13 protein-coding genes are annotated in these 13,423 nt (G+C 48.3%); 6 read left to right on the top strand and 7 right to left on the bottom strand.

Annotated elements, in window-relative coordinates:
• Positions 1-6: 6 nt before the first annotated feature.
• Genes QUE60_RS02885 through QUE60_RS02860 form a run of 6 tightly spaced genes read right to left on the bottom strand, consistent with a single transcriptional unit; the run spans position 7 to position 5,389 of the window.
• Entirely contained in the window at positions 7-687 is a 681-nt protein-coding gene (locus QUE60_RS02885; RefSeq protein ID WP_286224355.1) for a hypothetical protein, read from the bottom strand.
• A 46-nt stretch (positions 688-733) separates the two neighbouring features.
• Positions 734-1,432 carry a hypothetical protein gene (locus tag QUE60_RS02880; protein ID WP_286225868.1) on the bottom strand — a complete coding sequence of 233 codons (699 nt, stop codon included), beginning with the start codon at positions 1,430-1,432 and terminating at the stop codon, positions 734-736.
• A gap of 22 nt (positions 1,433-1,454) precedes the next feature.
• A complete protein-coding gene (gene guaA / locus QUE60_RS02875) occupies positions 1,455-3,062 on the bottom strand; it encodes a glutamine-hydrolyzing GMP synthase (protein WP_286227476.1) in 1,608 nt (535 codons plus the stop codon).
• A gap of 19 nt (positions 3,063-3,081) precedes the next feature.
• The gene (guaB, locus tag QUE60_RS02870) at positions 3,082-4,548 is read right to left on the bottom strand and encodes an IMP dehydrogenase (protein WP_286227175.1); all 1,467 of its coding nucleotides are present in this window, start codon (positions 4,546-4,548) and stop codon (positions 3,082-3,084) included.
• A 54-nt stretch (positions 4,549-4,602) separates the two neighbouring features.
• Positions 4,603-4,965, bottom strand: a complete 363-nt coding sequence (locus tag QUE60_RS02865; protein ID WP_286227174.1) for an RnfH family protein — start codon at positions 4,963-4,965, stop codon at positions 4,603-4,605.
• Positions 4,955-5,389: a type II toxin-antitoxin system RatA family toxin gene (locus QUE60_RS02860; protein WP_286224351.1), complete on the bottom strand. Its 435-nt coding sequence runs from the start codon at positions 5,387-5,389 to the stop codon at positions 4,955-4,957. The genes QUE60_RS02865 and QUE60_RS02860 overlap by 11 nt, the downstream gene beginning before the upstream one ends.
• Before the next feature lie 34 nt (positions 5,390-5,423).
• On the opposite strand from QUE60_RS02860, the gene smpB reads away from it, so the two are divergent.
• From smpB to QUE60_RS02835, 5 genes are all read left to right on the top strand, one after another.
• Positions 5,424-5,873, top strand: a complete 450-nt coding sequence (smpB, locus tag QUE60_RS02855; RefSeq protein WP_286224350.1) for an SsrA-binding protein SmpB — start codon at positions 5,424-5,426, stop codon at positions 5,871-5,873.
• Between the two features lie 91 nt (positions 5,874-5,964).
• The gene (locus QUE60_RS02850) at positions 5,965-7,377 is read left to right on the top strand and encodes a circularly permuted type 2 ATP-grasp protein (protein WP_286227173.1); all 1,413 of its coding nucleotides are present in this window, start codon (positions 5,965-5,967) and stop codon (positions 7,375-7,377) included.
• A gap of 3 nt (positions 7,378-7,380) precedes the next feature.
• Entirely contained in the window at positions 7,381-8,358 is a 978-nt protein-coding gene (locus QUE60_RS02845) for an alpha-E domain-containing protein (protein ID WP_286227172.1), read from the top strand.
• Positions 8,327-9,172 carry a transglutaminase family protein gene (locus QUE60_RS02840; protein ID WP_286227171.1) on the top strand — a complete coding sequence of 282 codons (846 nt, stop codon included), beginning with the start codon at positions 8,327-8,329 and terminating at the stop codon, positions 9,170-9,172. Before QUE60_RS02845 ends, QUE60_RS02840 begins: the two co-directional genes overlap by 32 nt.
• Positions 9,173-9,174: 2 nt before the next feature.
• Positions 9,175-10,026 (top strand): peptidase, encoded by an 852-nt coding sequence (locus tag QUE60_RS02835; RefSeq protein ID WP_286227169.1) that lies wholly within the window; start codon positions 9,175-9,177, stop codon positions 10,024-10,026.
• A gap of 40 nt (positions 10,027-10,066) precedes the next feature.
• Here the strand turns inward: QUE60_RS02835 and ppsA are convergent, their stop codons facing one another.
• On the bottom strand, positions 10,067-12,454 hold the full coding sequence (ppsA, locus tag QUE60_RS02830; RefSeq protein WP_286227168.1) for a phosphoenolpyruvate synthase: 2,388 nt from the start codon (positions 12,452-12,454) through the stop codon (positions 10,067-10,069).
• A gap of 131 nt (positions 12,455-12,585) precedes the next feature.
• Between ppsA and ppsR the strand changes: the two genes are divergently transcribed.
• Positions 12,586-13,422, top strand: coding sequence for a posphoenolpyruvate synthetase regulatory kinase/phosphorylase PpsR (gene ppsR, locus QUE60_RS02825; RefSeq protein ID WP_286227167.1), 837 nt, complete (start codon positions 12,586-12,588; stop codon positions 13,420-13,422).
• Position 13,423: the final 1 nt, after the last annotated feature.

Here is a 13,423-nt window from a genome sequence, read left to right as displayed (position 1 = left end):
CCGGACTTACTTCCAAGAAATTAGTTCCCAGCGTAGATAGTCCTCCTTGATAGACTGGGACCAGCCGACCATCCCCAGCCAGAGATACTCACCAAAACTCTCACGCACCACCCAGCGTCCAATTTGTGGGACAAACCAAACTTGATCACGTCGATTATTGACGTAGCGCATGAAGTCGTCGCTCTCAAAATAATCTGCGGTGTTCACATAATAGAGAGCATCAAACTCACCAGCCTGAGTTTTAATTCGATTCCAAGCATTTGCTTGAATGGTTAAGCCCCAATAAAAATCATTATCTGGAAATCCAACTACCTGATAGCGGGTCCGATAAAACCCAGACCAGCCAGGCTTCATTTCTTGTGGCCAGAGTGGAACAGCTTTAGTAAATCGTTGCGGTGGGGTCCAGTGGGGATCTTGCAAAATCATTCCCCAAGGCTCTTGAATCTCATCGGGTAACTTACCCAGTTTTTTACCCTCTCTGGCAATTTGTACTTTTGGGCTCACTGAGACCACGGTCTCGGTCAAAATATCAACCAACTCGCCATTAAAAATATTGCGAACTTCATAGACCCACTGCTGCCCCACTGCAGGTACTCGAATGACTGGGGTGGGCTTAGGAGGGGTAATCTCACTCTTGGGGATGTGAGACACCGAACCCAGACAGGCGGTCAATAACAAACTAGCCATCACAGTGGCCGCACTTCGCCAAGAAAGGTATCTGAATAACACTAGACTATTTCCAGGATCGCAATTGCCAGGCTGTGCTGTTCTCGAGTAATACCGCACCAATTTGGCCCTGGATTTGATAGGAACCAGAGGATTCGCGTGCGACCCAGCGACCAATCTCTGGAGCAAACCAAATGATTTCATGGCGAATGCAATCCAGTTTATTAGCATCATCACTCTGAAAATTAATCAGGTTCTGATAGCGCAAACAGGTGAACTCTCCTGCCGGGACCTTGAGCTTTTCCCAGCCAGCGCAATACATATACTGCTGCCAACCAAATGAGTTATCTGAATAACCTGCAATCGAGTAGCGCGTTGTAAATTGTTTACTCCAGTTAGCCTGCATTTGCTCTGGCCAAAGAGGAATCGGGGGGCCATAGTTCAAGATTCGGCCCCAATGCGGATCCGTTGCAATCATTCCCCATGACGATTGAATCTCACTTGGAAGCGTTGCACCATCTTGATTGCTACGGGAGATCGTGACTCCTGGCCCGACAATTTCAACACGCTCGGTCACCACATCGAGTAACTTACTTGAGAATGTATCGAACTGCAGATAAGTCCACTCCTGGCCCAATTGGGGTGAGCGCACACTGGGGATTTTTTTGGGAGCGGCTACCGGAATTCCGCGGTCAAAGGTAGCGGTTGCGCAACCTAAGGGAGCTAAAGCAGCTGAACTAATGACCAGACGACGTAGGGGGTTCATACAAACTCCTAAAGACAAATAGCTATTCCCACTCGATTGTGGAGGGTGGCTTCCCACTGATGTCAAAGACCACACGATTAATACCGCGCACTTCATTAATGATGCGATTTGATACCTTACCTAGCAGTTCATGTGGCAGATGCGCCCAATGCGCAGTCATGAAGTCTTGGGTTTGGACTGCGCGCAGTGCAACGACGTATTCATAGGTACGTCCATCGCCCATCACGCCAACCGATTTCACAGGTAAAAAGACTGCAAATGCCTGACTCGTCAATGCGTACCAAGATTGCTTGGTGCTTGGATCAATCGTATTACGAAGTTCTTCGATAAAGATGGCATCCGCTCTGCGCAAAAGATCGGCAAACTCAGGTTTAACCTCCCCTAAAATTCGGACGCCCAGTCCTGGGCCTGGGAAGGGATGGCGATCGACCATCTCTTTTGGCAAACCTAGCTCAACGCCCAAGGCTCGCACTTCATCTTTAAATAACTCTCGTAATGGCTCAAGAAGTTTGAGGTGCATATCCTCAGGCAATCCACCAACATTGTGATGGCTCTTAATGGTGTGGGCACTATTTTTACCCTGACCTGCTGACTCAATGACATCCGGATAAATCGTACCCTGGGCAAGCCACTTGGCATTTTTGATCTTGCCAGACTCGCGCTGAAATACCTCCACAAACTCTTTACCGATGATTTTGCGCTTTTGCTCCGGATCGGTCACACCCTTTAACTGGGACAGGAACTCATGCGAGGCGTCCACATGAATCACCTTGACCCCTAAGTTCCGGGCAAACATATCCATCACCATCTTGCCTTCATGAAGGCGCAGCAAGCCATGATCGACAAATACGCACGTTAGTTGAGGTCCAATGGCTCGATGAATCAGGGCTGCAGCCACGCTGGAGTCCACGCCGCCCGACAAACCCAAAATAACTTCATCACTACCGACCTGCTCCTTGATCTTCGCTACTGCTTCAGCAATGTAGTCACCCATCACCCAATCAGCTCGGCATTGGCAAATGTCATGTACAAAACGATTTAAGATCTCTTTGCCCTTTAAGGTGTGAGTTACCTCAGGATGAAATTGCAGGCCGTAGAAATGTTTTTCTTCATTGGCCATTCCTGCAATCGGGCAGGATGGCGTCGAGGCCATTAACTTAAACCCTGGAGGTAGCTCAGTAACTGAGTCGCCATGACTCATCCATACTTTGAGAATTCCATGTCCCTCGGCGGTGCGATGGTCCTCAATGCCATTTAGCAAATCCGTATGGCCCCGGGCACGCACCTCGGCATACCCAAACTCACGTGCTTTTCCCAAAGACTCGGCTGAAGCAACCCGACCGCCCAATTGGGTGGCCATCGTTTGCATGCCGTAACAAATACCTAGAACTGGAACATTAAGTTGGAAAACAATTTCGGGGGTCCTGGGACTATTGGGCTCCGTCACTGAACTTGGTCCACCCGAAAGAATGATTCCTTTGCAGCGACGCTCTTGAACAAATGTTTTGATTCGTTCCGGATCCGAGTCATACGGCCAGATCTCAGAATAGACTTTTGACTCCCGCACACGGCGGGCAATCAATTGGGTAACTTGCGAACCAAAATCCAGAATCAGAATCGTATCGTGCACAGTTTTGCCCAAGCGACTCTTAGTCAATGTGATAGTTAGGGGCTTCCTTCGTGATCTTCACATCATGGACGTGCGACTCTCGTACGCCTGCAGAAGTAATCTCCACAAAACTGGCCTTCTCATGTAATTCCGCAATGGTTTTGCAACCACAATAACCCATCGACGAACGAATACCACCACTCAGTTGATGCAAGATACTTAGGACACTTCCTTTGTAAGGTACCTGCCCCTCAATCCCCTCGGGGACTAATTTCTCGGCATTGGCTGCGCTGATATCTTCTTGGAAGTAGCGATCGGCAGCACCATCGGCCATGGCGCCTAATGAACCCATGCCACGATAACTCTTATAGGATCGTCCTTGATATAAAAAGACCTCACCAGGGGCTTCTTCCGTCCCAGCAAACATGCCACCCATCATGACGCTATTGGCACCCGCAGCAAGGGCTTTTGCAACATCTCCTGAGTAGCGCACACCGCCGTCTGCAATTAATGGAATACCGCTTCCCTTAAGCGCATTGGCAACATTCACCACGGCCGTAATTTGTGGAACCCCGACGCCCGCCACGATGCGGGTGGTGCAAATCGAGCCCGGACCAATGCCGACTTTTACACCATCAGCACCATGGTCTGCGAGTGCTTTCGCAGCCTCGCCAGTCGCTATATTGCCGCCAATCACTTGAACCTGAGGGTAGTGCTTCTTGACCCATTTCACACGATCAAGAACGCCTTGGCTATGGCCATGTGCGGTATCGACCACAATCACATCAACACCGGCCTTCACCAGCAGCTCAACACGTTCATCGTTATCCGGGCCCACACCGACGGCAGCGCCAACGCGCAACTTACCCTCACCATCTTTAGCAGCATTGGGATGCTCGGTCGCCTTCAAAATATCCTTAACGGTCACTAAGCCGCGTAACTCGAAGGCATCGTTCACAACGAGTACGCGCTCTAAGCGATGCTTACTCATTAAGCGCTTGGCCTCCTCAAGGCTTGCGCCCTCCTTCACGGTGATAAGACGATCACGTGGGGTCATCTTGGTCTTCACGCTTGCATCTAAATCCTCTTCGAACCGAAGATCGCGGTTGGTGATGATGCCAACTACGGTTTTTCCTTGCAGCACGGGGAATCCTGAAAAGCCATGCTCCCTCGATAGAGCAATCACCTGACGGACGGTCATTTCTGGAGTAATCGTGATGGGGTCGCGCAGGACTCCCGACTCAAAACGTTTTACTTTAGCTACTTCTTTGGCCTGCTCGGCAGGCTTGAGATTTTTGTGGATGATTCCGATACCACCCTCACTTGCCATGGCAATCGCGAGCCTACCCTCAGTGACCGTATCCATCGCGGCCGATACCAAGGGAATATTGATCGTAATATCGCGAGTTAACTGGGTGACCAAACTGGTGTCACGAGGAAGGACGGCCGAGTAGGCCGGCACAAGGAGCACGTCATCAAAGGTCAGTGCTTTTTGTATGAGTCGCATGCAAAACCCCTAGTCGCAAAATCCGATTATAAAGGTTCTGGGTCGAGGACTCCTTTAAGGTCTCGGTTTCGCAGCTTGCCGGCGCATGGCTTTGGCCTTTAAAAGGCTATCTTTATCGCGATTGGCCTTCTTTCGTCTGGCTAATTTAGGGTCAATGCGTAATGGTGCATAGAGCTCTAAACGGTCGCCGGCATATAGCGGGCTACTCCAATCCTTGCGCTTACCAAATACCCCATAGCAGCCCTTACGGCTAATCACTGGATCATCTTGATCTTTGGCAATGCCCAAGCTTTGAAGCGCCCAACCCACCGTGGGCTTTGTAACACCATTTAACGGAAGATGATGAATTTGAAGTAATGGCGGATCCTGGCGCGCATCGCATAAAAGTATTTCCATGGTCTGCGCTTTAGTGGCCATAGAGTTGCTCCGCACGCTTTACAAAGCAATCCACAAAGGTGCTGGCGATGTAGGAGAACACCGGACCAATAATCTTATCCAAGATGGCACTTTTGAACTCCCAGTGCAAATTGAACTCAATCTTGCATGCATCATCGCGTAAGGGAATGAAGCGCCACTGGCCAGTGAACTTTTTAAATGGACCATCAACAAATTGCATATCAATCGAATCAGGGCGATGGTTGGCATTTCGCGTATGAAAGAATTGCTCAATCCCTTTAAAGTGGATCTTAATTTTGGCATCGAGAACCGTTTCGGTTTGCTCATAAATATCCACACCGCCGCACCAGGGTAAAAACTCTGGATAGCGCGCAACATCCGTTACTAGGCTGTACATGCGGTCAGCGGATTGACCAATCAAAACCGTCTTATTGACGTCTGCCATAATGAAACCGTGGAACCTATAAAAACTCTAAACCATGAGTATCGTCGATAACAAAAAAGCCTTCTTTGATTATTTTATTGAAGAACGCTATGAAGCGGGCCTTGTCCTCGAAGGGTGGGAGGTTAAGGCAATTCGTGCTGGTCGTGCGCAAATTAAGGAAGCGTATGTCGTAGTGCGTAATGCTGAAATTTATTTGATTGGTTCTCACATCAGTCCACTCTCCTCGACATCGACTCATATTCATGCCGACCCCACCCGAACCCGCAAGCTCCTCTTAAATGAGAGCGAGATTCGGAAACTCATCGGCAAAGTTGAGCAGCGAGGCTATACCTTGGTCCCGCTCAATTTGCACTTCTCAAAGGGTCGAGTTAAATGTGAAATTGGGCTTGCCCGCGGAAAGAAACAACACGATAAGCGCGAGGCAAGTAAAGAGCGCGACTGGGAGCGAGAAAAAGCCAGAATCGTGCGCGGTCAACTCTCATAATCCTGTTTCTTGCACCATTTAGGTGCATATTTGCACCAAGCCATGCCAATCTACGGATGATTTGTCATTCGAGCGTAATACCGTAAAGACTATGAAAACCCCGTATGACGAAATGTTTGATGTGCATGGTGCGGCTAGACCCCACTACGCCATCTTTCAGCAATGGCTAACTGAGCAAAGTGATGCTCTGATGGCCCTTAAACGGGCTGAGGCCGACCTCATCTTTCGTCGGGTTGGCATCACCTTTGCAGTCTATGGTGATGATTTGGGGACTGAGCGCACTATTCCATTTGACCAAGTCCCACGGATATTCACAGCAGAAGAATGGTCGACGCTTGAAGCAGGTCTGCGACAACGCGTGACCGCACTCAATCACTTTATTCATGATGTCTATCACGACGAAGCAATCATTAAAGCTGGGATTATTCCCGGGGAGCAGATTTTTAATAATGCTCAATATCGACCGGAAATGCGCTATATCGATGTACCGCGGAATATTTACGCCCAAATCGCTGGGATTGATATTGTGCGCGCTGGTGCAGGTGAGTTTTATGTCCTAGAGGACAATCTGCGCGTACCATCTGGCGTGTCCTATATGGTCGAAGATCGCAAAATGATGATGCGCCTCTTTCCCGATCTATTCCAGCGCTATCGAGTTGCTCCTGTAGAGCACTACCCTGACCTTCTGTTGGAATGCCTGAAGTCCGTCAAGCCCGAGGGAGTAAAAAAACCAAATGTGGTTGTTCTCACCCCAGGCATGTTTAACTCGGCCTACTTTGAACATACTTACCTTGCTCAACAAATGGGTGTCGAACTAGTCGAAGGTAAGGACCTTTATGTCAAAGATGAAGAAGTGTTCATGCGAACCACCCAAGGGCCTCAGCGGGTCGATGTAATCTATCGACGTATTGATGACGACTTTTTAGATCCCTTAGCATTTCGATCCGATTCTGCTTTAGGCGTAGCCGGCTTACTCAATGCCTATCGTGCGGGCAATATCACTCTAGCCAACGCGATTGGCACTGGAATTGCGGACGATAAATCCATTTATCCGTATGTGCCGCAAATGATTGAGTTCTACTTAGGTGAAAAGCCGATTCTTAACAATGTACCGACTTATCAATGCCGCAAGGCCGAAGATCTGGCTTACACCTTGGCTCATCTTGATGAGCTGGTCGTCAAAGAAACTCATGGCGCTGGTGGCTATGGCATGCTGGTAGGTCCAGCATCCACCAAAGAGGAAATTGAGCGCTTTCGAGCGAACTTAATTCAACATCCAGATCAATATATTGCTCAACCGACGCTATCTCTATCAACCTGTCCAACCTTTGTTGAGTCTGGAATTGCCCCGCGCCATATTGATCTACGACCTTTTGTGCTCTCTGGCAAAACCATCAAGATGGTTCCGGGAGGCTTAACTCGCGTTGCCCTCAAGGAGGGTTCTTTGGTGGTGAACTCTTCACAAGGTGGTGGCACCAAAGATACTTGGGTACTGGAGGATTAATCCATGTTAAGCCGCACCGCCGATTGCCTCTACTGGATGGCTCGCTATACCGAGCGGGCTGAGAATACCGCGCGCATGCTCGATGTGAACTATCAAACCTCTTTGCTACCGCAACCCTCTGAATACCGAGACCAAAGTTGGCGTAAGTTATTGACCATCTCTAAATTAGAACCGGCATTCCTCGCGAGCCACTCGCAGATGAATCAGGAATCCATTTTGCGGTTCATGATCGCTGATGCGAATAATCCATCGAGTATCGTGTCTTGCTTGCGCGCCGCGCGTGAAAACGCACGAGCGATTCGTGGACGGATTACATCTGAGCTGTGGGAAACCCAAAACACGACCTGGCTGGAGTTAACGCAATTACTTGCTAAACAGGATTATGCGGATCCCAGCAGCCTCCTAGACTGGGTTAAATATCGCTGCCACCTCTCGCGGGGGGTCATGCATGGCACGATGCTGAAAAATGAGGCCTATTACTTCATGCGCATTGGCACCTTACTAGAGCGCGCCGATAATACTGCTCGCATCCTAGAAACCAAGTACCAAGATCCAGCAAGCTTGCGTCAATTAAAACCCATTCAAGATATCCATGAGGAGGCGGATTCAGCATTCTTTGATTTCTATCACTGGGCTGCCCTGTTGCGATCTGTATCTGCTTTTGAGATCTACCGCCAAATTTACTCAGACCAAATTACCCCGCAAAAGGCAGCAGAGTTGCTAATCTTTAATCAACAAATGCCCCGTTCATTGCGCTATTGCGTGGGTGATTTAATTGTGCTGTTAGGTGAAATTCGGAATCAGAACTCCAAAGAGATTGAACGCCTTATCGGCAAACTCCAAGCAGACCTTGATTATTCTGATATCAATGAAGTCTTTCATATGGGTCTTGAAGAGTTCACGAAGCAGTTTTTAAAACGAATTAATCACATTGGTGACGAGCTCAGTAATGCATACCTCATCCCCCTTGCCGTTGCCTAAGATGAAATCGATGCACTTACAAATTGAGCACCATACCGAATACCAATACGACAATCCAGTTCGCTATTCGATTCAGGAGTTAAGACTAAGCCCACTAGATAACAAAGGGCAAACGATTGTAAAGTGGCAAATTCAGTCGCCCGTCAAAGCCAAGTCCACTCAAGACACTTTTGGTAATACCTGCCAAACATTAGTACTCGACACGCCCTATAAATCAATGAGCATTACTGCCAAAGGAGAAGTCAAGAGCCATGGATGCTATGAGTACCAGGATGATACCCATGCCGTGTCCCCTTACTATCTGCTACAGCCAACCACCCTCACACAAATATCAGAACCAATGCAATCGTATTTTGAATCGGCACTTCCTAAAAAACGTGACATTGATTCTGTTTTGGCTCTAGCCGATGCGATTCGTGCCGGCATTCGTTATCAAGCAGGTGTCACGACCTTTGCAACGACAGCAGCTCAATCATTTGCGATGCAGACTGGGGTCTGCCAAGATCATAGTCACATCATGCTAAGTCTATGTCGGTTTGCCAATATTCCAGCGCGCTATGTTAGCGGCTACTTCTTTGCCGAAGAATCTCCAAACCTAGCAAGTCATGCCTGGGTAGATGTTTGTTTGGATGCAGATCAAGGTCGCTGGATCAGTATTGATGTAACCCATGCCTGCCTGACGGATCAACGGCATATTCGCTTGGCCATTGGAAGGGATTATTATTCAGCTGCACCCATCAAAGGAATCCGTTCCGGTGGTGGCCAAGAGGAGCTACGGGCTCGCATTGCCATACAACAAGTGAAAGTGCTGTAACCATGACCTATTGCGTTGCCCTTTGCCTCGATGAAGGCCTAGTGTTCTTAGCCGATACTCGAACGAATGCGGGAGTTGACCAAATCGGCACCTTTCGTAAGATGGCCCTCTTTCATCAAGACCGAGAGCGTTTTTTTGTTCTCATGAGCTCGGGTAACTTAGCCATTACCCAAGCAGTCAAAGAAATTCTCCTCCAAGGTGAAATGTTCGATGGCATCAATCTTTGGAATGCCAAAAGCTGTCATGAAGCAGCGACGGTGGTTGGTTCGGCCGTCAAAAAAGTACGGGAGCGTGATTTTGAGGATCTGCAAAAGTCAGGAATTGAGTTTAATTGCAACTTAATTTTTGGTGGACAAATCCAGGGTGAGAAACCTCGTTTATTTAATATTTACGCTGCCGGTAACTTCATTGAAACTACGCCGGAGACTCCGTACTTTCAAATTGGAGAATCCAAATACGGTAAACCCATTCTCGATCGGGTGATTCGTTTTAATACCCCGCTTAATTTAGCGACCAAATGTGTCCTGATCTCGATGGACTCGACTATTAAAAGTAATATTTCCGTTGGCTTACCGCTCGATCTCTTGGTCTATGAGAAAGACTCTTTCAATTTAGATAGATTAATCACGATTGATGAAGATAATCCCTACTTCGAAATGATGCATCGAATTTGGGGTGAGAAACTAAAAGAAGTGGCACTCAGCATTCCAGAACCCAGTTGGAATGGCTCTAAGAAAAGTATTTCGATTCTATCGCCGTCAAAGAAGCTGGGCAGCGTACCTGTCCATAAACCTAAAACTAAACCATTAGGTCGCTCTAAACCAACAAAAAAGGTATTAGGATCAAAAAAATAAGGCGGGGAGCGGCCGCCTTATTGGTCTCATTGGATCGAGCCTAGGATCCGTTATTCGCCAAAAACTCCCAGGTTTGTACGACACTATCTGGGTTGAGTGAGATTGAGGTGATTCCTTTTTTGACCAGCCACTTGGCAAAGTCTGGATGATCAGACGGGCCCTGTCCACAAATACCGACATACTTGCCTTGTTTGACGCAGGCATCAATCGAGCGCTCGATCATGAACTCCACCGCAGGATCGCGCTCATCGAAATCAATCGCTAAGAGCTCCATGCCAGAGTCGCGATCAAGCCCCAAGGTTAACTGGGTCATATCGTTTGAACCAATCGAGAAGCCATCAAAATACTCCAAGAATTGATCGGCCAGAATGGCATTCGATGGAATCTCGCACATCATGATCAATTTCAGGCCATTCACTCCACGTTGCAGACCAAACTTAGCCATCATGTCAATCACGCGCTTTGCCTGGGCAATCGTGCGCACAAATGGCACCATGATCTCAACATTATCTAAGCCCATTTCCTCGCGCACCCGCTTCATCGCCGCGCATTCAAGAGCAAAGGCCTCGCCAAAATCCTCCGACACATACCGCGATGCCCCCCGAAAACCGAGCATGGGATTCTCTTCATCTGGCTCGTAACGAGACCCACCAATCAACTTCTTATACTCGTTGGACTTAAAGTCTGACAGGCGCACAATCACTGGCTTGGGATAGAAAGCCGCAGCAATCGTTGCCACACCTTCAACTAATTTATCCTCATAAAATGCTCGAGGACTTGAATAGCCACGCGCTACACTCTCCACTGCTCGCTTTAGATCAGCGTCAATATTGGGGTATTCCAACACTGCGCGGGGATGCACGCCAATGTAATTGTTGATAATGAATTCCAGACGAGCTAGGCCAACCCCTGCATTCGGCAGTTGGCAGAAATCAAACGCTAATTGAGGGTTGCCGATGTTCATGGTGATCTTGACTGGTATGTCTGGCAGAACTCCGCGCTTTACCTCAGTAACCTCGGTTTCAATCAGGCCGTCATAAATGCGCCCCTCATCACCCTCGGCGCACGAAACAGTAACAACCGCACCATCTTGCAAGACATCAGTTGCATTACTACAGCCCACAACTGCAGGGACCCCCAACTCGCGCGCAATAATCGCGGCATGGCAGGTTCTGCCACCTCGATTGGTAACAATCGCTGAGGCCCGCTTCATGACGGGCTCCCAATTTGGGTCGGTCATATCAGCCACCAAAACATCACCAGGCTGAACCCGATCCATTTCGCTGGCGTCCCGAATCACACGTACCGGACCGCCTCCAATTTTTTGACCAATGGCTCGGCCGGTTGTAATGACTTTTGAATTTCCCTTTAAGCGATAGCGAAGTTCCACTTGATCTGCCGCTTGGCTCTTCACGGTCTCTGGACGGGCTTGAAGGATGTAGATCTTGCCATCCACACCGTCTTTGCCCCATTCGATATCCATGGGTCGACCATAGTGCTTCTCGATAATGACCGCATACTTGGCAAGCTCAGTAACATCTTCATCGCTAATTGAGAAACGATTGCGCTCTTCAGGACCTACCTCAACAGTTTGTACACGCTCTGTGGAACCTTGGGGAGCAAATTGCATCTGAATTAATTTCGATCCTAACGACTTCCGGATAATCGCTTTTTTACCTTTTGCAAGAGTCTCTTTGAAAACATAAAACTCATCGGGATTAACTGCACCCTGCACGACGGTCTCGCCCAAGCCATAGCTTGAGGTAATAAAAACCACTCCTGGAAAGCCAGACTCTGTATCGAGAGTGAACATCACGCCTGCCGCTCCAAGGTCTGAGCGCACCATACGCTGCACACCCGCAGAAAGAGCCACATCTGCATGGGCAAATCCTTTGTGGACACGGTAGGAAATCGCACGATCGTTATACAGGGATGCAAACACCTCACGGATCTTTTTTAATACATCATCAATACCCGATACGTTCAAAAAGGTTTCTTGCTGACCTGCAAATGAAGCGTCAGGTAGGTCCTCAGCCGTTGCCGAAGAGCGGACCGCAAACGATCCTTTGCCGGATGCATCGAGTTTTTGAAAAGCTGCTCGTATTTCGGCCTCTAACTGAGGTTGAAAGGCAGCTCCTTCGATCCACGAACGAATCTGTGCACCCGCTTCTGCCAAAGCACGAACGTCATCAACATTGAGCTTAGCAAGCCGCTCCGAAATCTTCTGATCCAGTTGATTATGTTTTAAGAAATCCCGAAATGCGATGGATGTGGTGGCAAAACCGGTTGGGACACGAACCCCTGCAGATGCCAATTGTGAAATCATTTCACCCAGTGAGGAATTTTTACCGCCTACCGACTCAACATCGCCGACACGCAGCTCCTCAAAAGGCAAAACATAGGCGTTTTGCTTATTTTGCATAGACATAAAGACTCTCGTAAAGTTAAAAAACTGGCTAAAGCGTTGCTCCTAAAATCGGGCATACTTGAATGATCAATATTGTATTACTGGACCTTAATTTGCCTATTTTTTAATCAATCTTTATCGCAATAACCACCATGACTCTTCCGGCCAATACCCTACCTCGCATTGTTTACATCGTCTCTGATGGAACGGGTATTACCGCTGAAAACTTTAGTCAATCGATCCTAGCGCAGTTCGAGGCTAGCTTTCGACAGGTTCGTATTCCTTTTGTCGATACTGTAGATAAAGCACATGACGCGATATCTCAAATTAATGGCACCGATCCTAAGTATGGCCAAGCGATTGTTTTTACCACCCTTGTCAATCCAGAGGTAAATCAGATCGTTGGGCAAGCCAAAGCCCTGGTGCTTGATATGTTCCAAACCTTTGTGGCGCCCCTTGAACAAACGCTAGGAATGCGCTCAACCCATGCGATCAATCGCCTGCATCACAATGCCGATACCGATGCCTATAAAAATCGGATTGAAGCGATTAATTATTCTTTAGCCCATGACGATGGCCAGTCCAATCAAAATCTGGTCGATGCGAATGTAATTTTGGTGGGCGTGTCTCGGGTTGGTAAAACACCAACTAGCCTTTATCTGGCGATGCAATATGGATTAAAAGCAGCCAACTATCCCTTAATCCCCGAAGATTTTGAGCGCGGCCAGCTGCCCAAAGATCTTCTCTCTCATAAACAAAAGATTTTTGGTTTAACGATCGACCCCGAACGCCTCTCTGAGATCCGGAATGAACGCCGGCCGGGAAGCAACTATGCCAAGCTAGAAAACTGTCGATATGAGATTAATGAAGCCACTGCCATGATGCGACGCGAGTCCATTCCGTGGGTCTCGACCACTAGCAAATCAATTGAAGAGATTGCAACCACCATCCTTCAGGCCATTCGTTCTGATAAAACCATCCTTGGCTAGC

Origin of the sequence: Polynucleobacter sp. HIN11, assembly GCF_030297675.1 — a bacterium.
Classification (GTDB): domain Bacteria; phylum Pseudomonadota; class Gammaproteobacteria; order Burkholderiales; family Burkholderiaceae; genus Polynucleobacter.
The sequence above is the reverse complement of the archived record's forward strand: the minus strand, read 5'-3'. Positions and strand labels throughout refer to the sequence as shown.